This window comes from Bradyrhizobium sp. sBnM-33, assembly GCF_032917945.1.
Taxonomy (GTDB): domain Bacteria; phylum Pseudomonadota; class Alphaproteobacteria; order Rhizobiales; family Xanthobacteraceae; genus Bradyrhizobium.
This window is the reverse complement of sequence record NZ_CP136624.1, coordinates 4,364,402-4,390,558: the sequence shown is the minus strand read 5'-3', so window position 1 is coordinate 4,390,558 and position 26,157 is coordinate 4,364,402. Positions and strand designations below refer to the sequence as shown.

Here is a 26,157-nt window from a genome sequence, read left to right as displayed (position 1 = left end):
CTCCTCGCAATGACGGGGAGAGATCTTACCATGGATGACAACCAACGCCGCGATGAGGGCATGGCCCAGCGCCGCAAGGTGCTCGGCAATGAGTGGGTCGACAAGTCGATCAAGAACCGCAACGCGTTCAACACCGATTTTCAGGACCTGATCACCCGCTATGCCTGGGGCGACATCTGGACCCGGCCGCATTTCGATCACCGCACCCGCCGCGTGCTCGTGATCGGCACCATGGTGGCACTGGGACAGTGGGATGAATTCCGCCTGCATGTGCGCGCGGCGCTTGCCGAAGGCGGCTTCACGCCCGATGACATCAAGGAAATCCTGCTGCAGCAGGCGATCTATTGCGGCGTGCCGGCGGCCAACCACGCCGTCAAGGAGGCGAACGCGATCATCGCGGAATTGGGTTTGCTGAAGAGTTAGCTGGGCGGGGTTGTAGCGGCTGGCGCTGCGGCCTCGATCGCACTCGTGTCCCGGACGCGGCGCGGCACGAAATGACGCGACGCAGAGCCGGGACCCAGGCTGCATCTAGGGTCCCGGCTCTGCGGCGCACCGCCAAGAGGCGCTGCGCCGCGTCCGGGACACGAATGGGAATCAAGTCCGGTCGGCCACGACGGTAGTGGCCGGAGCGCGCACAAGAAAATCCCGCCTTTCGGCGGGATCTTTTTCTACTCCGGCATCTGCCGTGGATCCTGGCTGGGTTTCTGACCCTGACGGCCAGGATCCTGCTGCTGTTGGCCCGGCTTCTGACCGCCGCCCTGCTGCTGCTGGCCTGGCTTCTGACTTGGCTTCTGGCCCGGGTTCTGGTTCTGTTGGCCCGGGTTCTGGTTCATCTTGTTCATCGAGGGATCTCCGTTGCTGAGACGTAGCCCGAAGTAACGGAGAGCCACGGCGTCGGTTGCAGCGGAACAGCGGTTCCGGTGGGATCATCGGAAGGCAATGCCGTGTCAGGACTGTGGCGTCGGAACCGCTGCGCAAAAACTAGCTCTGTACAAGCCAAATAAGCCGCAGCCGGCGCTGTTGCCGCCCCCAGTTCCCACTGTTAGAAAATGACACGACGCGTCGTCATGGGCTGCCGGAGCTCTCTCCGCGTCCTGATGCAACAAACGGCAGCGCATGGATTATTTCGCCCAGCAACTGATCAACGGCCTCGTGCTCGGCTCGATCTACGGTCTGATCGCGATCGGCTACACGATGGTCTACGGCATCGTCGGCATGATCAATTTCGCCCATGGCGATATTTTCATGATCGGCGGCTTCATCGCCCTGATCACCTTCCTGATCCTGGTCTCGTTCGGGCTGACCGCCATCCCGCTCATCCTCTTGGTCGTGCTGCTGGTCTCGATGGCGATCACTGCGCTCTATGGCTGGGCGGTCGAGCGTATCGCCTACCGGCCGCTGCGGCACTCGTTCCGCCTGGCGCCGATGCTTTCCGCCATCGGCATGTCATTCGTGCTGACCAATTATTCGCAGGTCGCCCAGGGCGCCCGGGTCAAGCCGGTGCCGCCGATCATCACCGGCGGCTATACGCTGCATGAGGGTTCTGAAGGCTTTATCGTGCAGCTTTCCAACATCCAGATCATCGTCGTCATCACCACGATCGTGCTGCTGGCGCTGTTCACCTGGCTGGTGTCGAGCACGCGGCTCGGCCGCGACATGCGGGCCTGCGAACAGGACCAGACCATGGCCTCCCTGCTCGGCGTCGACGTCGACCGCACCATTTCCATGACCTTCGTGATTGGCGCAGCTCTCGCCGCCGTCGCCGGCATGATGTACCTACTCTATTACGGGCTGGTCGATTTCTTCATGGGCTTCGTCGCCGGCATCAAGGCGTTCACCGCGGCCGTGCTCGGCGGCATCGGCTCGCTGCCCGGGGCGATGCTCGGCGGTCTCCTGATCGGCCTGATCGAGACGCTGTGGTCGGCCTATTTCTCGGTCGAATACAAGGACGTCGCCGCGTTCTCGATCCTGATCGTAGTTCTGATCTTCCTTCCGACCGGCCTGCTCGGCCGGCCCGAAGTCGAAAAAGTCTGACGGGCGGCAGCGTGAGCGCACCCCCCGCCGCCCAAACCTCGCGCGCTCCGGGCGCCGCCTTCATCCTCAAGAAAGCGCTGATCAGCGCGTTCGTGGCGCTGGTGCTGTTTTCGCTGATGATCGGTGTGCGCACCGAGGCCGGTCCGCAAGGGCAATTGGTCTATTGGACGCGCTTCGACGACCTCGCCATCATGGTCGCGGCCGTGTTCGGCGGCAGCATCCTCGTCGAGTTGCTGCGGCAATGGTGGGGACCGGTCGACACCGTCAGGGTGGTGCCACCTTCGGTACAAAGCGCGCTGTCGCTCGCCGGACGCCTGGTCGCGCCGGTGCTGCTGGTGTTCACGTTCCTGGTGCCGGTCCTCTTCTATAATGAGCGCTACATTCTCGACCTCGCCATCCTCGTGCTCACCTACGTGATGCTCGGATGGGGACTGAACGTGGTGGTCGGCCTCGCCGGCCTGCTCGACCTCGGCTATGTCGCGTTCTATGCGGTGGGCGCCTATTCCTACGCGCTGCTCGCCACCAATTTCGGGCTGTCGTTCTGGATCTGCCTGCCGCTCGCCGGCATTCTCGCCGCGTTCTGGGGCGTGCTGCTCGGCTTTCCTGTGCTGCGGCTGCGCGGCGATTATCTCGCCATCGTCACGCTGGCCTTCGGCGAGATCATCCGCCTCGTCCTCATCAACTGGCAGAGCGTAACCGGCGGGCCAAACGGTGTTACCGGTATTCCGCGGCCGACCCTGTTCGGCATTCCGCTGACGCCCGCCGACGATGGGCTTGCGGCCCTGCTCGGCATCGAGTTCTCGCCGACGCACCGCATCGTGTTTCTATTCTACATTATCCTGGCGCTGGCCCTGCTGACCAACTGGGTCACGATCCGCCTGCGCCGCCTGCCGATCGGCCGCGCCTGGGAAGCGTTGCGCGAGGACGAAGTCGCCTGTCGCGCGCTTGGCATCAACACCACCACGACCAAGCTGACGGCATTTGCAACCGGCGCGTTATTCGGCGGTCTCGCCGGCGCGTTCTTCGCGACCAGGCAGGGCTTCATCAGCCCGGAATCCTTCACCTTCCACGAATCGGCGCTGGTGCTGGCGATCGTGGTGCTGGGCGGCATGGGGTCGCAGCTCGGCGTGGCGCTGGCTGCGCTGGCCATGATTGGCGGCTTCGAGCTGTTTCGCGGGCTCGACCAATACCGCATGCTGGTGTTCGGCATGGCGATGGTGCTGTTGATGATCTGGCGACCGCGCGGGCTGGTCGGCCATCGCGCGCCAACCGTGTTTCTCAAGCACAGCCAGGCGATTTCGTCCGACCTCGTCAAGGAGGGACACGGATGAGCGGCGATCCGATTCTCTCCGTTGATCGCCTGTCGATGCGCTTCGGCGGCATCGTCGCCGTCAATGATCTCTCCTTCGATGCCGAGCGGCGCAAGATCACCGCGCTGATCGGACCGAACGGTGCCGGCAAGACCACGGTGTTCAACTGCATCACCGGCTTCTACAAGCCAACCTCGGGCACCCTCCGGCTCACCCGTGATGACGGCCCCGCCATCCGGCTCGAGCGGCTGAACGATTTCCGGATCGCCAAACTGGCCAAGGTCGCGCGCACCTTTCAGAACATCCGCCTGTTTCCCGGGATGACGGCGCTGGAAAACCTGATGGTCGCACAGCACAACGCGCTGATGCGCGCCTCCGGGTTGACGTTCCTTGGCCTGATCGGGGCGCCGTCCTGGCGCCACGCCGAACAGGCCGCGATCGATCTGGCGCGGATCTGGCTCGACCGCATCGGATTGCTCGCCCGAGCCGACGATGCCGCCGGCAACCTGCCTTATGGCGACCAGCGGCGTCTGGAAATCGCGCGCGCGATGTGCACCCAGCCCGCCCTGCTCTGCCTCGACGAGCCGGCGGCGGGGTTGAATGCGCGCGAAAGCGCTGCATTGAGCGAATTGCTGCTTTCGATCCGCGCCGACCAGGGCACTTCGATCCTGCTCATCGAGCACGACATGAGCGTGGTGATGGAAATCTCCGACCACGTCGTGGTGATGGACCACGGGTTGAAGATTGCCGAGGGCACGCCGAAAGAGATCCGCGACGATCCCAAAGTGATCGCGGCCTATCTCGGCGCCGACGAGGAGGAAGCCATCGCGGTGATGGAGAGCGGGACGTGAGCGTGTCACGCGAAAAACCAACCTCCCCCTGCAAGGGGGAGGTCGACCGCGAAGCGGGCGGGTGGGGGTCACGCTTTTCCCGCACGAAAGATATGACCGCTAGGGCGCGATCTCTCCGCGCAAACATGACGGATGCTGAATTGCGGCTGTGGCGTGCGCTGCGCCGTGACCAACTAAATGGCCTTTCATTCAGAAAGCAGCATCCGATCGGGCCATACACAGTCGACTTCTATTGCTCCCGGCTCCGTCTCGCTGTCGAAGTGGACGGCGGACAACACGCAGAACAGCGTAAGCAAGCCGACGATCGTCGAACACAGTGGCTTGCCGAGAAAGGCATTACCGTCGTTCGCTACTGGAACAATGACGTGCTGTCGAATTTGGAGGGCGTGCCCAGCGACCTGCTCGGGCACACTGAGAGGCTTGCGCAAGCGGTGGCAACCCCCACCCCAACCCTCCCCCTTTCAGGGGGAGGGAGAACGGATACGCTCGCGCCACATGAGAATGAGGGCGAGTCATGACTCACCCCCTGCTCGCGATCCGCTCGCTGCGGGCGGCCTATGGTAAGATCGAGGCGCTGAAAGGCGTCGACCTCGACATCAACGCAGGCGAGATCGTCGCCCTGATCGGTGCCAACGGTGCCGGCAAGTCGACGCTGATGATGACGATCTTCGGCAGGCCCCGTGCCCGCGCGGGCCGAATCGAATTCGACGGCCGGGATATTACCGGCGTGCCGACGCATGAGATTGCGCGGCTGCGGATTGCCCAATCGCCCGAGGGCCGCCGGATTTTCCCGCGCATGAGCGTGGCGGAAAACCTGCAGATGGGCGCCGACGCCACCGACTCAAACGAGGCCGACCGGGCGATCAGCCTGGAACGCGTCTTCGCGCTGTTCCCGCGGCTGAAGGAACGCATGACCCAGCGCGGCGGCACGCTGTCCGGCGGCGAGCAGCAGATGCTGGCGATCGGCCGGGCCCTGATGAGCCGGCCGCGCCTGTTGATGCTGGATGAGCCGTCGCTGGGGCTGGCCCCCCTGATCGCGCGGCAGATTTTCGATGCAATCCGGACCCTGAACCGGCAGGACGGCCTGACCGTGCTGATCGTCGAGCAGAACGCCAACCACGCGCTGAAACTGGCCCATCGCGGCTATGTCATGGTCAATGGCCTGATCACGCTCTCCGGAACCGGCAGCGAATTGCTGCAGCGCCCGGAAATCCGCGCCGCCTATCTGGAAGGCGGCCGTAGCGGCGGATAGGCTCCCGGGCGCGCGCTGCGGCAAGATGCGGCGAACGGACCGTGGATTTGCCTGAAAATTGCCGATGACTTCGCCGTAAAATCAGCCGACAATGGGCGGGATTTTCGTACCCGGCCTGCCGGGTGTTTCCCGAAATCGACTGACTGCGAGGATATCTCATGAAATCACTGAAACTCATCGGCCTGGCATTGGGCGCATCGCTGGCGCTATCGACGACGGCACTGGCGCAGGACATCTCCATCGCAGTGGCGGGCCCGATGACGGGCGGCGAATCCGCATTCGGCCGGCAGATGAAGAACGGCGCCGAGCAATTCGTGGCCGACATCAACGCCGCCGGCGGCGTGCTCGGCAAGAAGCTGGCGCTGCAGGTCGGCGACGATGCCTGCGATCCCAAGCAGGCGCGCTCGATCGCGGAAAAGTTCGCCAGCGCCAAGATCCCGTTTGTTGCCGGTCACTTCTGCTCGTCGTCGTCGATCCCGGCGTCGGAAGCCTATGCCGACGGCAACGTGCTGCAGATTACGCCGGCCTCGACCAACCCGCTGTTCACCGAGCGCAAGCTGTGGAACGTGGCGCGCGTCTGCGGCCGCGACGACCAGCAGGGCCTGGTTGCCGCCGACTACATCGTCAAGAACTACAAGGGCAAGAACGTCGCCATCCTCAACGACAAGACCACTTACGGCAAGGGTCTCGCCGACGAAACCAAGAAGGCGCTCAACAAGGCCGGCATCACCGAGAAGATGTTCGAATCCTACAACAAGGGCGACAAGGACTTTAACGCGATCGTGTCGCGCCTGAAGCGCGACAATATCGATCTGGTCTTTGTTGGCGGTTACCACCAGGAATCCGGCCTCATCCTGCGCCAGATGCGCGACCAGGGCCTGAAGACGGTATTGATGGCGGGCGACGCGTTGAATGACAAGGAGTTCGCCTCGATCGCCGGTCCGGCGGCGGAAGGCACGCTGTTCACCTTCGGTCCCGATCCGCGCAACAAGCCGACCGCCAAGGCGATCGTCGAGAAGTTCAAGGCCAAGAACATCGATCCCGAAGGCTACACCCTCTACACCTACGCGGCGATGCAGGTGTGGACGCAGGCGGTGGCGAAAGCGAAAACCACCGAGCCGAAAAAGGTCATGGAAACCATCAAGGCCGGCGAATGGGACACCGTGCTGGGCAAGCTGGGCTTCGATGCTAAGGGGGACATCAAGGTGATCGACTACGTCGTCTACAAGTGGGACGCCAAGGGCAACTACACCGAAATCAATCCGAAGGGGTCCTGATCACTTCGACGATCAGCGCCGATCAGAACATCGAACGCCCCGGCTCGCCGGGGCGTTTTCATTTCGGGTTCCAAAAAATTTTTAACCCGTTGGAACAATTGGGTTCCCGGCGCATTGAGCAAACCGGGCTGAGTTCCATGTCATTGATTTCACGACCTTAACCGTTATTCCAGCTTGATCTGCCGCGGGGGCAGCGGTCTATTTGTGAAATCGCATTTCAGCCGAAATGATTTGCGCGAACTGGCCAAGGAAACACCATGAGTGATCTTTCCCCTGGAGCATCACCCTCCGCTCGCCGGGTCGCCAAATCCAAACCACCTCCCACCAACGGCACGTCCGATCCGATGCAGGATCTTTTGCACGCTTTGCAGGCGATGCGCGCGGGCGATTTCTCGGTACGCATGACCGGCGATCACCTCGGCATCGAGGGCAAGATTGCCGATACCTTCAACGAAATCGTCGCCGCCAACCAGCGCATGGCGCAGCAACTGGAGCATGTCGGCCAGGTGGTGGGGCGTGAAGGCAAGACGCGCCAGCGCGTCAAATTCGATCTCTCCAGTGGTTCGTGGGCGGACATGGAGGGATCCGTCAACACGCTGATCGACGACCTGCTGTGGCCGACCCGTGAAGTCACGCGCGCGGTCGCTGCGGTGGCACAGGGCGACCTGCTGCAGACCGTGAAGCTCGACGTCGACGGCCGCCCGCTGGGCGGCGAATTTCTGCAGTCTGCCACCATCGTCAACACGATGATCAAGCAGCTCGGCGTGTTCACCTCGGAAGTGACGCGCGTGGCGCGCGAGGTCGGCACCGAGGGCAAGCTCGGCGGCCAGGCCCAGGTGCCGGAAGTGACCGGCGTCTGGAAAGACCTGACCGAGAGCGTCAACTCGATGGCCAACAACCTCACCGGCCAGGTTCGCAACATCGCCGAAGTTACCATTGCGGTCGCCAATGGCGACCTGTCGAAGAAGATCACTGTCGACGTCCGCGGCGAGATCCTGCAGCTCAAGGAAGCCATCAACACGATGGTGGACCAGCTCCGCTCCTTTGCTTCCGAAGTGACGCGCGTGGCGCGCGAAGTCGGCACCGACGGCAAGCTCGGCGGCCAGGCGATTGTTCCCGGCGTCGCCGGCACCTGGAAGGACCTCACCGACTCCGTGAACGCGATGTGCGGCAACCTCACCGCACAGGTCCGCAACATCGCCAACGTCACCACCGCGGTCGCCCGCGGCGACCTCTCGCGCAAGATCACGGTCGACGTCCGCGGCGAAATCCTCGAGTTGAAGGACACCATCAACACGATGGTCGACCAGCTCAACTCGTTCGCATCGGAAGTGACGCGCGTCGCCCGCGAGGTCGGCACCGAAGGCAAGCTCGGCGGTCAGGCCCAGGTGCCTGGTGTGGCCGGCACCTGGAAGGACCTCACCGACAACGTCAACTTCATGGCCTCCAACCTGACGGCGCAGGTCCGCAACATCGCCGATGTCGCGACCGCCATTGCCGGCGGCGACCTCTCCAAGAAGATCACCGTGAACGTCTCGGGCGAAATCCTTCAGTTGAAGGAAACGCTCAACACCATGGTCGACCAGCTCAATGCATTTGCTGGCGAAGTGACGCGCGTGGCGCGCGAGGTCGGCACCGAGGGACGGCTTGGCGGTCAGGCCAACGTGCTCGGCGTCGCCGGCACCTGGAAGGACCTGACCGAGAGCGTCAACTCGATGGCCTCCAACCTGACGGCGCAGGTCCGCAACATCGCCGAGGTGACAACGGCGGTCGCCAATGGCGACCTGTCGAAGAAGATCACGGTGGACGTGCGCGGCGAAATTTTGGAACTGAAGGACACCATCAATACGATGGTGGACCAGCTCAACGCCTTCGCCGGTGAAGTGACGCGCGTGGCGCGCGAAGTCGGCACCGAGGGCAAGCTCGGCGGCCAGGCGCTGGTGCGCGGCGTCGCCGGCACCTGGAAGGATCTCACCGACAGCGTCAACTCGATGGCCTCAAACCTGACCGGGCAGGTCCGCAACATCGCCGAGGTTGCGACCGCGGTGGCCAAGGGCGACCTGTCGAAGAAGATCACGGTGAACGTCTCAGGCGAAATCCTTCAGTTGAAGGAAACGCTGAACACGATGGTCGACCAGCTCAACGCCTTTGCGAGCGAAGTGACGCGCGTGGCGCGCGAAGTCGGCACCGACGGCAAGCTCGGCGGTCAGGCCCAGGTGACCGGCGTCGCCGGCACCTGGAAGGATTTGACCGATAGCGTGAATTCGATGGCGGGCAACCTCACCGCCCAGGTCCGCAACATCGCAGAAGTGGCGACCGCGATTGCCGGCGGCGACCTGTCGCGAAAAATCACGGTCGACGTGCGCGGCGAAATCCTGCAGCTCAAGGAAACGCTCAACACGATGGTCGACCAGCTCAACCGCTTCGCGGGCGAAGTGACCCGCGTGGCGCGCGAGGTCGGCACCGAGGGGCGGCTCGGCGGCCAGGCCAACGTGCCCGGCGTCGCCGGCACCTGGAAGGACCTCACCGACAACGTCAACTCGATGGCCGGCAACCTTACCGGCCAGGTCCGCAACATCGCCGAGGTGACCACGGCGGTGGCGAAGGGTGACCTGTCGAAGAAGATCACCGTCGACGTCAAGGGCGAGATTCTCGAACTGAAGAACACCGTCAACACGATGGTGGACCAGCTCAACGCCTTCGCGTCGGAAGTGACGCGCGTGGCGCGCGAGGTTGGCACCGAAGGCAAGCTCGGCGGCCAAGCCCAGGTGCCGGAAGTCGCCGGCACCTGGAAGGACCTGACCGACAACGTCAACTTCATGGCCTCGAACCTGACGGCACAGGTGCGCAACATCGCCGAGGTCGCAACCGCCATCGCCGGCGGCGACCTCTCCAAGAAGATCACGGTGGACGTCCGCGGCGAGATCCTGCTGCTGAAGGATACCCTCAATACGATGGTCGAGCAGCTACGCTCCTTCGCTGCCGAAGTGACGCGCGTGGCGCGCGAGGTCGGCACCGAGGGACGGCTCGGTGGCCAGGCCGTGGTGCCCGGCGTCGGCGGCACCTGGAAGGATCTGACCGACAACGTCAACCTCTTGGCGGCCAACCTCACCACGCAGGTCCGCAACATTGCCGAAGTCACCACGGCGGTCGCCCGCGGCGACCTGTCGCGCAAGATCACCGTCGACGTGAAGGGCGAAATTCTCGAACTGAAGAACACCATCAACACGATGGTCGACCAGCTCAACGCCTTTGCCGGCGAAGTGACGCGCGTGGCGCGCGAGGTCGGCACCGAGGGCAAGCTCGGCGGTCAGGCACAGGTCCCCGGCGTCGCCGGCACCTGGAAGGACCTGACCGATACCGTCAACTTCATGGCGGCGAACTTGACCGAGCAGGTCCGCGGCATCGTCAAGGTCGTGACCGCGGTCGCCAACGGTGACCTGAAGCAGAACCTGACGGTGAAATCGAAGGGCGAAGTCGCAGCCCTTGCCGACACCATCAACAACATGACCGAGACGCTTGCGACCTTTGCCGATCAGGTCACCAGCGTGGCGCGCGAAGTCGGCGTCGAGGGACGCCTCGGCGGCCAGGCCAACGTGCCCGGCGCGGCCGGTACCTGGAAGGATCTCACCGGCAACGTCAACCTGCTCGCCGCCAACCTGACCTCGCAGGTGCGCGCGATCGCCGAAGTGGCGACCGCCGTGACCAAGGGCGACCTGACCCGCTCGATCCAGGTCGACGCCCGCGGCGAAGTCGCCGAACTCAAAGACAACATCAACACGATGATCGGCAACCTGCGGCTCACCACCCAGGTGAACACCGAGCAGGACTGGCTGAAGACAAACCTCGCAAGATTCACCAACATGTTGCAGGGCCAGCGCGAACTCTCCACGGTCGGCCGGCTGCTGCTGACCGAACTGGCGCCGCTCGTCAACGCGCATATGGGCGTGATTTATCAGGTCGAGAACGCCGACATCCCGCAATTGCACCTGCTCTCCTCCTACGCCGGCGACGGCGCCCGTCCGCATCCGCAGGTCGTTCAGTTCGGTGAAGGATTGATCGGCCAATGCGCCATGGACAAGCGCCAGCGGCTGGTATCGGACATTCCGAGCGATACGGCGCCGGTGAATTCGGCGTTGCTGCGCGTGATTCCGAAGAACATCGTCGTGCTTCCGGTGCTGTTCGAGAATCAGGTGAAGGCCGTGATCGAGCTTTCCTCGATCTCATCGTTCACGACGTCACAGATGACCTTCCTGGAGCAACTCACCGACAGCATCGGCATCGTGCTCAACTCGATCGAGGCCACGATGCAGACCGAGGGTCTGTTGAAGCAATCCCAGCAGCTCGCCGGCGAACTGCAAACGCAGCAGAAGGAATTGCAGCAGACCAACGAACAGCTCGAGCAGAAGGCCCAGCAGCTCGCCGAACGCAACGTCGAGGTGGAACGAAAGAACCAGGAAATCGAACAGGCGCGGCGCGCGCTTGAGGAAAAGGCAACGGAACTTGCGCTGACATCGAAGTACAAGTCCGAATTCCTCGCCAACATGTCGCACGAGCTGCGGACGCCGCTCAACAGCATCCTGATCCTCGGCCAGCAGCTCACCGAAAATCCCGACGGCAATCTGTCGGCCAAGCAGGTCGAGTTCGCCCGCACCATTCACGGCGCCGGCACCGATCTTCTCAACCTGATCAGCGACATTCTCGACCTGTCGAAGATCGAATCCGGCACGGTGACGGTCGATGCCGAGGAAATCCTGACGTCGAGCCTGCTGGAGACGGTCGGCCGCCCGTTCAAGCACGAGGCCGAAAACCGCCACCTCTCGTTCAACATCAATGTCGACGAGAACCTTCCTCGCAGCATGGTCACCGACTCCAAGCGGCTGCAGCAGGTGCTGAAGAACCTGCTGTCGAACGCGTTCAAGTTCACCGCGGAGGGTGGCGTAAAGCTGAGCGTATCGGCAGCCGTCGGCGGCTGGAGCGCCGAACACCCGATCCTCAATCACGCCCCCGCCGTCGTCGCCTTCGAGGTGACGGATACCGGCATCGGCATTCCCTTGGAGAAGCAGAAACTGATCTTCGAGGCGTTCCAGCAGGCGGACGCCGGCACCAGCCGCAAATACGGCGGCACCGGTCTCGGCCTTGCCATCAGCCGCGAGCTCGCGAGCCTGCTCGGCGGCGAAATCCATCTGCGCAGCGCACCCGGCAAGGGCAGCACCTTCGTGCTCTATTTGCCGCTGAAATATTCCGGCCCCACGATCGCGCCGCGCATCGCTGCCCCGTCGCCGTTCACGTCCGCGCCGGCGCTGCAAGCCACCCCAACGCAGGAGCGGGCCGTCGAGCAATTGCCGGACGACCGCCTCAACCTCGCGCCGGGAGACACCATCCTCCTGATCGTCGAGGACGATCCGCATTATGCGCGGGTGCTGATCGATCTGGCCCGCGACAAGGGCTTCAAGGTGCTGGTCGCGAGCCGCGGCGCCGAAGCCCTTGAGCTCGCCAAGCAGTTCCAGCCGACAGCGGTCTCGCTCGACGTGTTCCTGCCTGACATGCTGGGCTGGACCGTGCTGAGCCAACTCAAGCACAATCCGCTGACGCGGCACATTCCGGTGCAGATCATCACGCTCGACGAAGACCGCCAGCATGCGCTGGCGCGCGGCGCGTTTTCCTTCGTCAACAAGCCGACCACGACCGAGGGCGTCAGCGCGGCGCTGTCGCAAATCAAGGAATACGCTAAACCTCGCCGCAAGCGCCTGCTTATTGTGGAGGACAATGCCGCCGAGCAGATGAGCATCACCGAATTGCTTGGACACGACGACATCGAGATCCTCACCGCCGACACTGGCGCCGATGCATTGTCGACGCTGCGGAATCAACCCTGCGACTGCGTCGTGCTCGATCTGCGATTGCCTGACATGAGCGGCTTCGAGGTGCTCGACCGGCTTCGCAACGACGAAGTGCTGTCGAACGTGCCGGTCGTGGTGTTCACGGGGCGGGAACTTTCGGCCGAGGAAGACGCGGAACTTCACACCATGGCGAGAAGCATCGTGGTGAAAGGCGTCGAGTCGCCGGAACGCCTGCTCGACGAAACGTCGCTGTTTTTGCACCGTGTGATCACGGAATTGCCCGTCGAAAAGCAGAGAATGCTCGAAAAGCTCAATAGCTCCGATGAGGATCTTGTTGGCAAGACCGCGCTTCTGGTTGACGACGACGCCCGCAACATTTTCGCACTATCAAGCGTTCTAGAACGACGCGGGATGAAGGTGCTGACCGCGACCACCGGCCACGAGGCCATTGCGCTGGTCGAGTCTACCCCAAACATCGCAATCGTGCTGATGGATATCATGATGCCGCAGATGGATGGATATCAAACCATCGGCGTGATCCGCGAAAATCCGTCCTTCAGCCGCCTGCCGATCATTGCGTTGACCGCCAAGGCGATGAAGGGCGACCGCGAGAAATGCCTCGAAGCCGGCGCTTCGGACTATCTCGCCAAACCCGTCAATACCGAGCAGTTGCTGCTCGCCATCCGAATGTGGTTGCACCGCTGACCGGCGTAAGCAGATGATGGATCAAGAGAAGGTAAACATTCTTCTGGTTGACGATCAGCCGGCGAAGCTGCTCGCCTACGAGGTCATCCTGAAAGAACTCGGCGAGAACCTGGTCAAGGCCTCGTCCGGGCGTGAAGCGCTCGAGTTCCTGCTCAAGAACGATGTTGCCATCATCCTGGTCGACGTCTGCATGCCGGAACTCGACGGGTTCGAGCTCGCCGCCATGATCCGCGAACATCCCCGCTTCCAGAAGACGGCGATGATCTTTATCTCCGCGATCCAGGTCAGCGATATCGACCGGCTGCGCGGCTACGAGATGGGCGCGGTCGACTACGTTCCGGTGCCTGTCGTGCCGGAAGTGTTGCGCGCCAAGATCAAGGTGTTCGCGGAGCTCTATCGCAAAACGCGCCAACTCGAACGGCTCAACGTCGAACTGGAGGACCGGGTTCGCGCTCGCACCGCAGAACTCGAGGAGTCGCACGCCAGGCTTCTGGAAAGCGAGCAGCGCCGCAGCCTGGCGATCGCGGCCGGAAAGATGGGCTCATGGGACTGGGACTGGGTCAATGGCGACTTCATGTGGGACGAGGGCCAGTATCAGATCCTCGGTGTCGATCCCGCCACGTTCGAACTGACGCCAGCCAACATCCAGGCGCTGATTCACCCCGACGACGTTCATGAATTGCACGAGGCGTGGGCCAGCTTCGCCCGGGGCGCAAAATCATATGAAGCGGAATTCCGCATCATCCGGCCGAATGGCGAGGTGCGCTGGTGCGCGGGAACGGCGGCGGCAAGCACCGACAAGGGTGGCCGCGTCATCCGCGTCAGCGGTGTCACCGTCGACATTACCGAACGCAAGCAGGCCGAGGAGCGGCAAAGCCTGCTGGCGCGGGAAGTCGATCACCGCGCCAAGAACGCGCTGGCGCTCGCGCAATCCATTGTCCGATTGACGCGCGGCGACAATGTGAAGAGCTACGTCCGTTCCGTCGAAGGACGCATCAATGCGCTTGCGCGTGTGCACACCGTACTCTCGCTCTCGAGCTGGCAAGGCGCCGAAATACGCAAACTGATCGATGAGGAGCTGGCGCCCTACTCCACCGGCGACCAGATCGACTTGTCCGGCCCGGAGATCCATCTCGAGCCGGCGACGGCTCAGACGGTTGCACTGGCCCTGCACGAACTCGTCACCAATTCGGCGAAGTACGGCGCGCTGTCTGCGCTGTCGGGCCGGCTGTCGGTGAGTTGGGAAGACCAGGCGGGCCTTCTCAAGATCCTATGGGCGGAGACCGGTGGGCCACATGTCGAGAAACCGGTGTCACGAGGGTTCGGAACCAGAAGCGTCATCGCCAGCATCGAGTCGCAGCTTGGTGGCCGGGCGGAATTCGACTGGCGCCCGGAAGGACTCGTTTGCCGCCTGTCGGTGCCGTTGTCGCAACGGCAGTTTGCCGTCGATCCGGTTTCGCTCATCGAGGCTGCTGTAGATAACAATGGCCTGCGGCGCGCCGAGCGGTAAGGCGGCGTTGGACGGACCAGCGGGCATGCGGAAGCTGTTGCCAGACGCCGGTCTGCTAAAGCGCTGCCCCTGCTACAGCACCGCCTTGCGGCCGGGCCGGTCCCATCGCCGTTTCGATCGCACACATCAAATCCGGCGGACGAAACGGCTTCTGCAGACAAATGACGTCGGAAAGTTCTGGCGCTTCGGACAGAAAGTCCAGCGCGGTCATGCCCGAAATCGCAACGACGGGCAGACCCGGCACGCGGGCGCGCATCGCTGCAATCAGATCGGAGCCGTTGGTGCCCTGCAGAAAGATGTCAACGATCGCAAGGTCGAAGCTCGTATCTTCGAACAGCTTCAGTGCGGATGCAGCGCTGTCTGCCTCGACGATTTCGAAACGATGGATGCGCAGCACGATGGAAATCATCGTACGGACGTCGGCCTGATCGTCAACAACAAGCACGCGGGGCATCAAAGCCTCCCGGGTCGGTCGGGCGAGCTTACGACGAAATCCGTGGATTTCGGCGATCCTGCGGTCATTATTCTGCCGGTCGGTAAAGAGGTGGTTACCCCAATCAGCTTCCCTGCTGTTTCCTTCAGGTCATACGTAACCTTGGGTTGATTCCCGCCGCGGCGCCACTAGCGTAGTCTTGGCCGCGCAAATCCCGCGCCGATAGCGGCTGGATATCCAGCCGCATCGGATGCATAGTTTTATCGGATGCATAGTTTTTTGGTGTTTGAAGTTTTTGATCATGGCGCGTTCGCTGCCATTTTGGCCGGAAGACAATGGGTGACGAGCGCAACATTTTTCTATCCACGATGAAGGCGACGCGCGGCGATCGCATGGCTGCGCTAGCCGTGGTCGGCGTCTCCGCGGTGCTGTTCGCCTGCGCCGTGCCGTTTGCCGGCGTGCCGCTTGCCCCGGTCCCGGCGTTCGTCGCGAGCTATCAGTCCGCATTGGCTATCAACGACCTGATCACCGCCGTCCTGCTGTTTTCTCAGTTCGCGATTACCCGCTCGCGGGCGCTGCTGCTGCTAGCCAGCGGATATTTGTTCACGGCGATAGCGGCCATTGTCCACACCCTCACCTTTCCCGGCTTGTTCGCGCCGGGCGGGCTGCTCGGCGCGGGAACGCAGACAACCGTTTGGCTCTACATGGTCTGGCACGGCGTATTCCCGCTACTGGTTCTCGGCTATGCGCTGCTGAAAGCAGGGGACGACGAGCCGAAAATACGGGGCGCGGCCCGGGCGGCCGTCGTTACGAGCATCGTTGCGGTCAGTGTCGCGATCGCGGCGTTCACCTGGGTCGTCACGGCGCAACACGATCGTCTGCCGATCCTTCTGAGCGGCGGTCACTACACGCCTACCATGCTGGGGGTGGTTTCGACCGTATGGTGCCTGAGCTTCGCTGCATTGATAGTGCTGTGGCTTCGCAGGCCGCATTTCGTCCTCGACGTCTGGCTGATGGTCGTGATGAGCGCCTGGTTGTTCGACATCGCCCTGTCGGCGATCCTGAACGTGGCGCGGTTCGATGTCGGCTTCTATCTCGGCCGCATCTACGGCCTCTGCGCCGCAAGTTTCGTGCTCGCCGTGTTGCTGATCGATAATGTCGGACTGCAAGCCAAGCTCGCGCGCCTGCTCGGAACATCGCGCCGCGAAATCGTCTCGGAAAGAAATCTTCGCACCGAACGCGAGCGCCTGTTCAGCGCCGTCGTGGAATCGTCCAGCGACGCCATCATCACCAAACTGCTCGACGGAACCATTTCGGGCTGGAACGGCGCCGCAGAGCGCCTGTTCGGCTTCACGGCGGCGGAAGCGGTCGGCAAGACTATCGATCATCGTCCCGCCGGACAAACGCGCGGAGATCAGCAATCTCCTGGAACGAGTCGGCCATGGCGAGCGGTTCGAACATTATGAAACCTCGCGCGTCTGCAAGGACGGACGCACCGTCGACGTCTCGCTCAGCATCTCTCCGATCCGGTCGGCTTCCGGCGAGATCATCGGCGCTTCAAAGATCGCGCGCGATATTACGGAAAGGAGGCGAACGGAGCAGGCGCTTGACCAGGAGATGGAAGAGCGTCGGCGCATCTTCGAATCTTCGAATGACCTCATCCTGGTGAGCGATTCTGTGGGGAATTTGATCCAGGTCAGCCCGAGCGTCAGCGACATCCTTGGCTATCAGCCATCGGAAATGGTCGGACACAACGCGATCAAGTTCATCCACCCCGACGACCTCGAACACACCCGCAAGGAGATGCGGGCGGGACGACGGGGGCGAAGCAAGCGCAATTTCGAGACGCGCTATATCAGCAAGGAGGGCAAGTCCGTCGCGTTGAACTGGACCGGGACCTGGTCGGAGCCGGTCCGCCGCCATTTCTTCATCGGCCGCGACCTGACCGAAAAGCAGGCTGCGGAAGCCCAGTTGCGGCACGCGCAGAAGATGGACGCGGTCGGCCAGCTCACGGGCGGCGTCGCGCACGACTTCAATAACATCCTGACCGTGATCACCGGCACCATCGGCATTCTGGAAGAAGCGGTCGCCGATCAGCCTCAGCTCGCCGCCGTCGCGAAATTGATCGACGAGGCGGCGGAGCGCGGGGCCAATTTGACCAAGCATCTCCTCGCCTTCGCCCGCAAGCAGCCGTTACAGCCCGTCGAAGTCGACGTCAACGCGCTGGTGCTGGAGGCCGCCAAGCTGCTGCACCCCACGCTCGGCGAACACATCGAAATTACGCCGCTACTGGCCGAGGATGCATGGACCGCGCTGGTCGATCCGAGCCAGCTCACCACGGCCGTCCTCAATCTGGCCATCAACGCGCGCGACGCCATGCCCAATGGCGGCAAGCTTGCGCTCGAGACCAGCAATGTCTTCCTCGACGAAAACTACGCGAGCCTGCACAGCGAGGTCACGCCCGGCAATTACGTGATGATCGCAGTCAGCGACACCGGCTCCGGAATCCCGCCCGCGCTGCTCGAACGGGTATTCGAACCCTTTTTCACGACCAAGGAAGTCGGCAGGGGCACCGGCCTCGGGCTGAGCATGGTGTTCGGCTTCGTCAAGCAGTCGGGCGGACACGTCAAGATCTACAGCGAGGAAGGCCACGGCACGTCCGTCAAGATCTATTTGCCGCGGGCAACGGGCTTGCAGCAGACCGCGGCGGAAGCGCTGGTCTCGGGAAATATCGAGGGCGGCAACGAAACCATCCTCGTCGTCGAGGACGATGCGCTGGTGCGGCGCTATGTGATGACCCAGATCGAGAGCCTGGGCTATACGACTCTGGAGGCGGCCAACGCCTCCGATGCCCTGCGCATCATCGACGATGGCCCCGCCATCGATTTGCTGTTCACCGACGTGATCATGCCTGGCATCATGAACGGCCGCCAACTCGTCGACGAGGCGCTGAAGCGCCGGCCTGACCTCAAGACGCTCTACACCTCGGGATATACCGAAAACGCCATCGTCCATCACGGCCGGCTGGATTCCGGCGTGCTGCTGCTGGCAAAGCCCTATCGCAAATCCGAGCTTGCCCGGATGATCCGGCTGGCGCTGGCCAGTTGAAGCAGCGCTGCGGCTGATATATCCGTGATGGAACGCTCCAGGCGGATGCAGCCCACGGACCGGCGCTTTGAATAACCTGCTCACCGATATTTCCGGCGTTCGCGTCGGCCACGCCCACGATGTAGCCGCCGCTTCCGGCGTCACCGCGATCCTGTTCGACTCGCCCGCCGTGGCCTCGATCGACGTGCGCGGCGGCGGCCCTGGCACCCGCGAGGAAGCGCTGCTCAGCCCTGAAAGCACCGTCGAGGCGATCGACGGCATCGCGCTTTCCGGCGGCTCGGCGCTCGGACTGGATGCCGCCGGCGGCGTCCAGGCCTGGCTTGCCGAACAGGGGCGCGGTTTTCGAATCCGTGACGCGGTCATCCCGATCGTTCCGGGAGCGATCTGCTTCGATCTGCTCAACGGCGGCAACAAGGCATGGGGACGCTTTCCCCCCTATCGCGATCTCGGCTACGCCGCGGCCAGTGCGGCGGCTGACGATTTCGCGCTCGGCAGCGTCGGCGCCGGCCTCGGCGCGACCACTGCCAATTTCAAGGGCGGCCTCGGCTCCGCTTCGGCACAGACCGACGGCGGCGTGACCGTCGGCGCGCTCGCGGTGGTCAATGCGGTGGGCAGCGTGACCGTCGGCGACGGCCCGTGGTTCTGGGCGGCGCCGTTCGAGAAGGACAGCGAGTTTGGCGGGCACGGACTGCCGCCCTCGTTCACGCCTGATATGCTGAGAGCCCGCCTCAAGGGCGCGCCGTTAGCGACTCCGTCGCAGAACACCACGCTGGTGGTCATCGTCACCGATGCGGTGCTGTCCAAACCGCAGGCCAGGCGGCTCGCGATGATTGCGCAAACCGGCATGGCGCGCGCCATCTATCCCGTGCATGCGCCGCTGGACGGCGACGTGGTGTTTGCCGCCGCGACCGGCAAGAAGCCGATCGATCCGCTGTTCGGCCTCACCGAACTCGGCATGGTAGCCGCCAACACGGTTTCGCGCGCGATCGCGCGCGGCGTGCATTGTGCGACCGCACTGCCCTTTGCCGGCGCATTACCTGCCTGGAAAGATCGCTTCGGCTAGGTCGGAGTCCGAAGGATCATCGCCAGTCTCGTGCTCAGGCGCTGACCGAGAGCGATGCGGTGGCGGCGGATGAAATCGCCTTGGCCTCGCGCTGGATCATCCGCTCGATGAAATTATAGGACGAGGTTGCCGCGCTGGACGAGCTTCCGGAGGCCGGGGACGTCATCGTCACCTTCGAGCCGTCCGCATAGGTCAGCGATGTCGTTACCGAACCGTCGCTGTTGGTGACTGACGTGGTGGTAGCGCCCTGCCGTGCCTGCGAGACTGGATCGGAAGCTGATCCGTCGCTATTGCTCGCCTCATCGCGATCGCGATGATGGCCGTTGTTGGGCCGGAGCGCCGACGCCAGTTCCTTGAGACTGACCGAGCCGTCGCCGTCTTGGTCGAGCTTGCCGAACACGCTGTCGGCCTGCGCAAGATTGGTGCCGCCGGCGCCAAGCGCCTCTTCGAATTCCGTCTTGCTGATCTTGCCGTCGCCGTCGCCATCGATCTGGCCGAACAGATCCTTCAGCGCGTTGTGGCGGCTCTTGGAAGCTGTGGTCGATCCCGTCGAAGACTGGCTTTGCGCGTCAAGCAGCGCGCTCATGGTTTCCGGCGATATCGGCGAGCCGGTGCCGCCCGAACCAGTTCCTGGGCCGATCGAAGCCGACGCATTCGAGGACATGAAGGCGAACGGACTTGCCGAGTTCTGGCTGACGCCGGTGGATGGCGCTGGTGACTTCGACGACGTCAGCGCCTTGAGAGCATCGATAGCCGATGACGCGGCGCCCAGAGCAAAGAACATGGCGGAACTCCAACAATGCCGCGCAGGAAATAGCGGCCCACACCTTCTGTCCGCTTTCCTCAGCAAGTGCTATGCCATGACGAAAATCCAATAAAATCGGGCTTTTCCGTATTCCGTTCGATCAGCAAACCCGGCAATAGCTGCCCGCCGCGGCAGATTTTTCCGCCCACAGGAGACGTCGGCGCTCCGCATTGCCCCCGGCCGTGCTGCATGTTACGCGGGGGCCGTTCCGCCTTCTCGCAGGCCTTTCGGGAAAACGCACATGTCCCAGCAATTTGCGGCGCGTCCCCTCGTCATCGCACCGTCGATTTTGGCGGCGGATTTCGCCAAGCTCGGCGAGGAAGTCCGCGCCGTGGACGCGGCGGGCGCCGACTGGATCCATCTCGACGTGATGGACGGGCATTTCGTCCCGAACATTTCCTACGGCCCCGATGTCATCAAGGCGATGCGCCCGCATACGAAGAAGATTTTCGACGCGCATCTGATGATCTCGCCCTGCGACCCCTACCTCGAGGCGTTTGCAAAGGCCGGCTGCGATCACATCACCGTCCACGCCGAAGCCGGACCGCATCTGCATCGCTCGCTGCAGGCGATCCGTGCGCTCGGCAAGAAGGCCGGCGTCTCGCTCAACCCGGGTACGCCGGCGAGCGCGATCGAATATGTCATCGACCTGATCGATCTGGTGCTGGTCATGTCGGTCAATCCCGGCTTTGGCGGCCAGGCATTCATCAAATCCGCGCTCGGCAAGGTCAGCGACATCAGGGCGATGACCGCGGGACGTCCGATCGACATCGAGGTTGATGGCGGCGTCGCGCCTGAGGTCGCCGGACAATTGGCCGCTGCCGGCGCGAATGCGCTGGTCGCGGGCTCCGCGGTGTTCAAGGGTGGCACCATGGAAGCCTACAAGGCCAACATATCCGCGATCCGCAACGCAGCGGCGCTGGCGCGCGGCGAAGCGGTCTAGCGCGGACTGCCGCCCTCACACGCCGAGCGCACTGAACGACGTAAGCAGGACAGCAGGAAAGCCACACCCGGCGTGCGGCGAGCCATGGAACCCGAAAGTCCATGCTCCGGCCACAAAGCTTCACGCATCTCGCCATAAACGCGGACCAGCATCCCGTCTTTCACGGACGGGACAGAGATATGATCAAGGCCTTCACCGCAGCCGCAATGCTCCTGGTACTCGCGCCCTCAGCCGCGCTCGCGCAGCGCGCAGGCGACGCGGCCCTCGGCGCCGTAGCCGGTGCCGTCGTGCTGGGCCCGGTTGGGGCCCTCGCCGGCGCGTTCGTCGGCTACACGGCCGGGCCTTCGATATCGCGCTCGTGGGGACTGGAAGGCTCGCGCTCGTCGCGGCACCGGAGACATACTTCGAGAGACAGCGTGCGAGGTGCCAGGGCGGAAGCCGTAGGCCCCGCATCCGCCGGTCAGGCCGAACGCAGCGGCCGCGTCACCAGTTATCCCGTGCCGAACCCGCCGCGCTCCAGCACAAAGCTGCCGCCGGTCCAGACTCTCGAGTGAGCGCACGCCTGATCCATCGCTAGCCCTTGAACTCTGGTCGGCCGGATAACAGCCGGACGTCCGGCCCGGTCGCTTCGAGTGCGCTCATGATCGGCATCTCCCCTCAAGTCATCGCTATCACGTTGTACGCCGCTATGGGACGACGCAAACCTTTGAGCGTCAATTCACCTACGGGCTCCGCAGTCGCCCTCTCGCCTAGCGCCTCATGCACTTTGCTATCGACCAAAATCTGACCGTCGCGCGCCTCCGCGCAAAGACGGGCAGCGAGATTTACTACTGTCCCGATCGCGCTATATTCGGAGCGGCCCTCGAAACCAATAGCGCCGAGCGTCGCATATCCATATGCAATGCCGACACCAAAACCGAGTTCGTGTCGTTCACGCCGCCACTTCTTCGATAGTTCCAATAGCCGGCTTCGCATCGCGACCGCCATCTGGACAGCTCGCTCGCACGGATCTGGAAAAGGAATCGGATCGCCGAAAATCACCATGATTCCGTCGCCCAGGAATCTCTCCAACGTACCTTCGAACTCGTGGACGAGGGAGCCTAAGGTTGCATGATATTCCCGCATCACCGCCATCACCTCCTCGGGCTCGGCGATCTCGGAGAAGGCGGTGAAACCTCTTAGGTCACCGAAGACTATCGCCACCTGTCTGCGGTGGCTCGCCAAGAGCTCGTATGTCGAGGAAGAAAGAATCAATTCTGCTATCTGCGGCGAAAGAAAACGCTTTAGGCGGCTAACCCGTTCAATTTGTACAACTTGCTCCGCAACGCGTTGCTCAAGCATTCTATTCCACGCAGCGAGTTCGACTGCCTGGGCTTCAACTCGATCATGCAATTCCTTGATGCGGAGCATAGAGCGCACACGCGCCACCAGGGCCGCATGGTCGATCGGCTTGGTCAGATATTCGTCGGCGCCCGCGTTAAGTCCCGTGACGACATCCTTTGAATCGGTCCGCGCCGTAACCATAATGATTGGAACAAATCCAAGCGTATTGTTGACCTTCAGTCGCCGGCAGACCTCAAAGCCATCGATTTTCGGCATCATGACGTCGAGCAGGACAACGTCCGGCGCGACTTCACCCACGACTGCGAGCGCCCTCTCGCCGTTTTCAGCCTCCATGGTCTCATAACCCTCGGCACCGAGCCGCGCGGTAAGGAGGCAGCGATTCGTTTCGTTGTCATCCACGATCAGGATTCGGGGTGGGACATGCATTTCTGCTCCACGTCTGGACGCGCTGGAACCCTATGTCAGGTATCGATTGATCGTCTCCAGTAGCTTTCGTGCGCTGTAGGGCTTGGCAACGTAGGCATCGCAGCCCGCCGCACGCGCCTTTTCTTCGTCGCCGCTAAGCGCATAGGAGGTGACGACGACGATTGGAATATGGCGGAGATCTGATTGTGCTTTTATGCGCCGTGTCGCCTCGTATCCGTCAAGAATGGGCAGTTGGATATCCATCAAGATCAGGTCGGGACTTTGGGTGCGCGCTGCTATGAGCGCTCCTTCGCCGTCATGCGCCTCGATCATTTCGTAACCTACGCTTGCGAGCAGATCGCGCAGAATCTGCCGATTGTCCTCCTGATCTTCGACCACCAGTACGCGCTTGCTCATGTCTGCGTCGCCTGTTGCTCAAGTCGGGCCGGCACCAGAAACGAAAATCTCGCGCCATGACCGGGGCGGGATTCTACCCAGATTCGTCCACCATGCATCTCCACAATTCGCTTTACGATGGCGAGGCCCAATCCAGCGCCTCCCTTCGTCTTGGTGATCGAGTTGTCCACTTGCTGGAATTCTTGGAAGATTTTTGCTTGATCGGCTTCGTCGATGCCCGGTCCTGTATCTTGGATGGAAAATTTGTAGGAATCCCCGTTCGCCTCCACTTCGATCCGAACCTCTCCCGCATCGGTGAATTTGATCGCGTTACCAACAAGATTGAACAGGGCCTGAGCGAGCCTGCGTTCGTCTCCTCGCGCCGGCGGCAGACCAGGGGGAACGGAAACTCTCAAACCCAATTGCTTTTCGGCGGCGAGGGATTCGACGGATACATAAACGCCGCTAACCAATTCCTCTACGGAATAGTCGGCCAGAGAAAGTCGAAGCTGTCCGGCTTCGATCTTGGAGAGATCAAGGACATCGTTGATGAGCCCGAGCAGATGTTTGCCGTTCCGTTGGATGCGTTCGACGGCTGATCGCATTCTTTCTGGAAGATCGCCGTAGATGCCGTCCAGCAGGAGCTCTGAAAAGCCGAGTATCGCGTTCAGTGGCGTTCGCAATTCGTGACTCATGTTTGCCAGGAACTGCGATTTGTGACGGCTCGCCTCTGCAAGGCGTTCGTAGAGCTGATGGAGCTCTTCGCAGGCCGAATTGACGTGCGCCGCAAGTTCTCCAAGTTCGTCTCGATTGGGAACCTCGATGCGCTCGGCGAAATTGCCGGCCGCTATTCGATTTAGGCCGTCGTGGATAATGCGGACTGGGTCGATTACCGATCGCGAGATCGCATGTCCCAAGACCAGCGTAAGCACGAAGCTTGCGAGCGCGACAGCGGCGACAAGTATTTGAGATTTGATATAGGTTTGCCGGCTGGCGTCCAGACCGGCGACCATGTCCGCTTCGGCCCGGTTGACCAATTGATTGGTTAGTCGTTCGAGCTTGTCCGCGAGCGGCCCGAGCTCCACCAGCTCGCTCTGTTTGGCCTCGGCCGCGCGACCATTGCGGATGAGATCCACAATATGTGAGACTACAGCAATGAAACGCGCATATTCTTCGCGCACTTGGTTGAGCAGCGCAACCTCGTCCTTTGCGACGAACGAAACACGGTCAAGGTCGTACCCGAACTGGTTGATCTGCCGCAGCGCACCTGCCAATGTCGTTTCGTTCGGAAAGGCGAGAGCTGTGGATACGCCATAAAGCTGTCGAAGCGTGCCGTGCTGCATCTGCCGATATGCCTCGATCTTTTGCCGCAGGCCAACGACTTGGTTCGCCCGCTGGTCGGCTTCGCGCAGCGCAAGAAGGCCGATTACCCCAACCGAGACCAAGAGCGTCTCGATTACGAAGAAGGCTATCAGCAATTTCGTGCGCAGCGAGGGGCGTAATTCGAAGCCGAGGAGACCGTTCTTCACCCACGCCCCGTCTCCGCTTGCTCGCGGCGCTGCAGAGAGCGGGCGCTGACCAAGGAACGACGTCGGATCAGCCTCCAAGTTCACGTCGAACCTCATTGAGGAACCGCCAGTTGGCTCCATCCGCGATGATTTTCGCAGGGCTTGATTTCAGCATCCCAGCTTCACGCAGACGAAGCGCGTAAAAGCGGATTGTGTCCTCAGGATCGTACTCGCGCCAGCGGTTGTACGGCACGTCCGCAAGCGTCTGGACCGCATAGTCGTAGCGAGCCGTGAAACCCCTATCCACCATACGCTGTGCAACAAGAGCCGGCTCGCTCACGCACAAATCTGTCGCCCGGAGCATGGCGCGCACCACGCGCTTGGTGGCGATGGGATTCTTTCGGACGAATTCGCTATTCCCCGCCAACATGCAGCAAAAATACTGGGACCATGGGCGATCCTGTGCGCTGTTGACGATAACACGACCGATGTTCTGCGAGCGCAAGCGTTGAGGTTCTGGGGGAAATCCGAGAAAGGCGTCGATCTTTCCCTCGGCGAACAACTCGATAGGTTTGACCTTCGCGCTCGTCACCCACTCGATATCTTTGGAGGGATTGAGTCCAACAAGTGTCGCCATCGCGCTCAGGAATACATGCGGGGGTGACTCAAGCGATTGAATGCCGACAGTTCGACCCTTCAGGTCGGCGACGCTGCGTATGCCCTCTCTGGCGAATAGCTCGAAACAGCCGACATGAATCCCGGCCAGAATGGTAGTGCTCAAGCCCCGATCGATCTCAAGAACAAGTGGACCAGAGAAATTCACGTTGAAGTCGACGTCGCTTTTCCAGATAGCTTTGTTTTGTTCAGCGCCGCTACCAACGTACACGCCCCTTTCGACGTAAACGACGTTTGTGAACCCCTCGGCATTCAGCAGATCGCTTACCACGTACACAGGCGCGATGCAGATGCTTGGGGTCTTCGCGAGGCGGATTGTGGCGGTTTCTGGCGGCGGATCGGGCTCTTCGGCCCTGAGCCGAGGGGTAACGCTCCAAAGCAGCGCAGTGGAGGCGGCGCAGCACCCCGCCAATAGCAAGTCGCGACGATTCGTATGCATCGGGACCTCCTCGAAATACCTTAGCGGTAGCTTCCGGGGGCCGACCGTCGGTCCGACGTGATTTGCGGGACTAAGGGTCCAGCTAGTGACGAAGATAGCACCGCCGAGCCACCTCGGATATGGCCGAATGCCTGACGCGTTTGCGGTTACTGGAATCCCTCACCGAACTGATGTTTTCCAAAGCTCCTTTGGGGCACACGTGGTCGGCTTCGGCTCAACGTGATCTCGGCACTTGACCTTGCCGTAGCCGCTTCAT

Annotated in this window: 20 protein-coding genes and 1 pseudogene; 14 read left to right on the top strand and 7 right to left on the bottom strand. The window is 62.3% G+C overall.

Annotated elements, in window-relative coordinates; genetic code table 11:
• Positions 1–30: 30 nt before the first annotated feature.
• Positions 31–423, top strand: coding sequence for a carboxymuconolactone decarboxylase family protein (locus RX328_RS20110; RefSeq protein WP_213245896.1), 393 nt, complete (start codon positions 31–33; stop codon positions 421–423).
• Positions 424–668: 245 nt separating this feature from the next.
• On the opposite strand, the gene RX328_RS20105 is transcribed toward RX328_RS20110, so the two are convergent.
• Positions 669–842, bottom strand: a complete 174-nt coding sequence (locus RX328_RS20105; RefSeq protein WP_213245898.1) for a hypothetical protein — start codon at positions 840–842, stop codon at positions 669–671.
• A gap of 274 nt (positions 843–1,116) precedes the next feature.
• Between RX328_RS20105 and RX328_RS20100 the strand changes: the two genes are divergently transcribed.
• From RX328_RS20100 to RX328_RS20065, 8 genes are all read left to right on the top strand, one after another.
• On the top strand, positions 1,117–2,034 hold the full coding sequence (locus RX328_RS20100; protein ID WP_213245900.1) for an ABC transporter permease subunit: 918 nt from the start codon (positions 1,117–1,119) through the stop codon (positions 2,032–2,034).
• Between the two features lie 11 nt (positions 2,035–2,045).
• A complete protein-coding gene (gene livM, locus RX328_RS20095; protein ID WP_213245902.1) occupies positions 2,046–3,365 on the top strand; it encodes a high-affinity branched-chain amino acid ABC transporter permease LivM in 1,320 nt (439 codons plus the stop codon).
• A complete protein-coding gene (locus tag RX328_RS20090; protein WP_213245904.1) occupies positions 3,362–4,195 on the top strand; it encodes an ABC transporter ATP-binding protein in 834 nt (277 codons plus the stop codon). Before livM ends, RX328_RS20090 begins: the two co-directional genes overlap by 4 nt.
• Positions 4,196–4,320: 125 nt before the next feature.
• A complete protein-coding gene (locus RX328_RS20085; RefSeq protein WP_249725979.1) occupies positions 4,321–4,713 on the top strand; it encodes an endonuclease domain-containing protein in 393 nt (130 codons plus the stop codon).
• Positions 4,710–5,447, top strand: coding sequence for an ABC transporter ATP-binding protein (locus tag RX328_RS20080; RefSeq protein WP_213245906.1), 738 nt, complete (start codon positions 4,710–4,712; stop codon positions 5,445–5,447). Before RX328_RS20085 ends, RX328_RS20080 begins: the two co-directional genes overlap by 4 nt.
• Positions 5,448–5,605: 158 nt before the next feature.
• Positions 5,606–6,724, top strand: coding sequence for a branched-chain amino acid ABC transporter substrate-binding protein (locus tag RX328_RS20075; protein WP_213245908.1), 1,119 nt, complete (start codon positions 5,606–5,608; stop codon positions 6,722–6,724).
• A 344-nt stretch (positions 6,725–7,068) separates the two neighbouring features.
• Positions 7,069–13,272: a HAMP domain-containing protein gene (locus tag RX328_RS20070; RefSeq protein ID WP_409410718.1), complete on the top strand. Its 6,204-nt coding sequence runs from the start codon at positions 7,069–7,071 to the stop codon at positions 13,270–13,272.
• Positions 13,273–13,288: 16 nt separating this feature from the next.
• Complete coding sequence (locus RX328_RS20065) at positions 13,289–14,782, top strand: HWE histidine kinase domain-containing protein (RefSeq protein ID WP_213246329.1); 1,494 nt, start codon at positions 13,289–13,291, stop codon at positions 14,780–14,782.
• A 55-nt stretch (positions 14,783–14,837) separates the two neighbouring features.
• Here the strand turns inward: RX328_RS20065 and RX328_RS20060 are convergent, their stop codons facing one another.
• Entirely contained in the window at positions 14,838–15,236 is a 399-nt protein-coding gene (locus tag RX328_RS20060) for a response regulator (RefSeq protein ID WP_213245912.1), read from the bottom strand.
• Between the two features lie 314 nt (positions 15,237–15,550).
• On the opposite strand from RX328_RS20060, the pseudogene RX328_RS20055 reads away from it, so the two are divergent.
• Positions 15,551–18,323: pseudogene (locus RX328_RS20055) on the top strand (PAS domain S-box protein).
• A gap of 67 nt (positions 18,324–18,390) precedes the next feature.
• A complete protein-coding gene (locus RX328_RS20050) occupies positions 18,391–19,386 on the top strand; it encodes a P1 family peptidase (protein ID WP_213245914.1) in 996 nt (331 codons plus the stop codon).
• 34 nt (positions 19,387–19,420) lie between these two features.
• Here RX328_RS20050 and RX328_RS20045 read toward each other — a convergent pair whose 3' ends face one another.
• Positions 19,421–19,972, bottom strand: a complete 552-nt coding sequence (locus tag RX328_RS20045; protein WP_312017917.1) for an EF-hand domain-containing protein — start codon at positions 19,970–19,972, stop codon at positions 19,421–19,423.
• Here RX328_RS20045 and RX328_RS20040 point away from each other — a divergent pair.
• From RX328_RS20040 to RX328_RS20030, 3 genes are all read left to right on the top strand, one after another.
• Positions 19,971–20,264, top strand: a complete 294-nt coding sequence (locus tag RX328_RS20040; protein ID WP_312017918.1) for a hypothetical protein — start codon at positions 19,971–19,973, stop codon at positions 20,262–20,264. The genes RX328_RS20045 and RX328_RS20040 overlap by 2 nt on opposite strands.
• A 168-nt stretch (positions 20,265–20,432) precedes the next feature.
• Complete coding sequence (gene rpe, locus RX328_RS20035; RefSeq protein WP_213245918.1) at positions 20,433–21,134, top strand: ribulose-phosphate 3-epimerase; 702 nt, start codon at positions 20,433–20,435, stop codon at positions 21,132–21,134.
• A gap of 179 nt (positions 21,135–21,313) precedes the next feature.
• Positions 21,314–21,688, top strand: a complete 375-nt coding sequence (locus RX328_RS20030; RefSeq protein WP_213246331.1) for a DNA-directed RNA polymerase subunit N — start codon at positions 21,314–21,316, stop codon at positions 21,686–21,688.
• Positions 21,689–21,791: 103 nt separating this feature from the next.
• On the opposite strand, the gene RX328_RS20025 is transcribed toward RX328_RS20030, so the two are convergent.
• The 4 genes from RX328_RS20025 to RX328_RS20010 all read right to left on the bottom strand — a co-directional run bounded on the left by RX328_RS20025 (position 21,792) and on the right by RX328_RS20010 (position 25,901).
• The gene (locus RX328_RS20025; RefSeq protein ID WP_312017919.1) at positions 21,792–22,877 is read right to left on the bottom strand and encodes a response regulator; all 1,086 of its coding nucleotides are present in this window, start codon (positions 22,875–22,877) and stop codon (positions 21,792–21,794) included.
• 57 nt (positions 22,878–22,934) lie between these two features.
• Positions 22,935–23,300, bottom strand: coding sequence for a response regulator (locus tag RX328_RS20020; RefSeq protein ID WP_213245922.1), 366 nt, complete (start codon positions 23,298–23,300; stop codon positions 22,935–22,937).
• Positions 23,297–24,808, bottom strand: coding sequence for an ATP-binding protein (locus RX328_RS20015; RefSeq protein ID WP_317258787.1), 1,512 nt, complete (start codon positions 24,806–24,808; stop codon positions 23,297–23,299). Before RX328_RS20015 ends, RX328_RS20020 begins: the two co-directional genes overlap by 4 nt.
• A gap of 67 nt (positions 24,809–24,875) precedes the next feature.
• The gene (locus tag RX328_RS20010) at positions 24,876–25,901 is read right to left on the bottom strand and encodes an ABC transporter substrate-binding protein (protein ID WP_213245926.1); all 1,026 of its coding nucleotides are present in this window, start codon (positions 25,899–25,901) and stop codon (positions 24,876–24,878) included.
• Positions 25,902–26,157 lie beyond the last annotated feature (256 nt).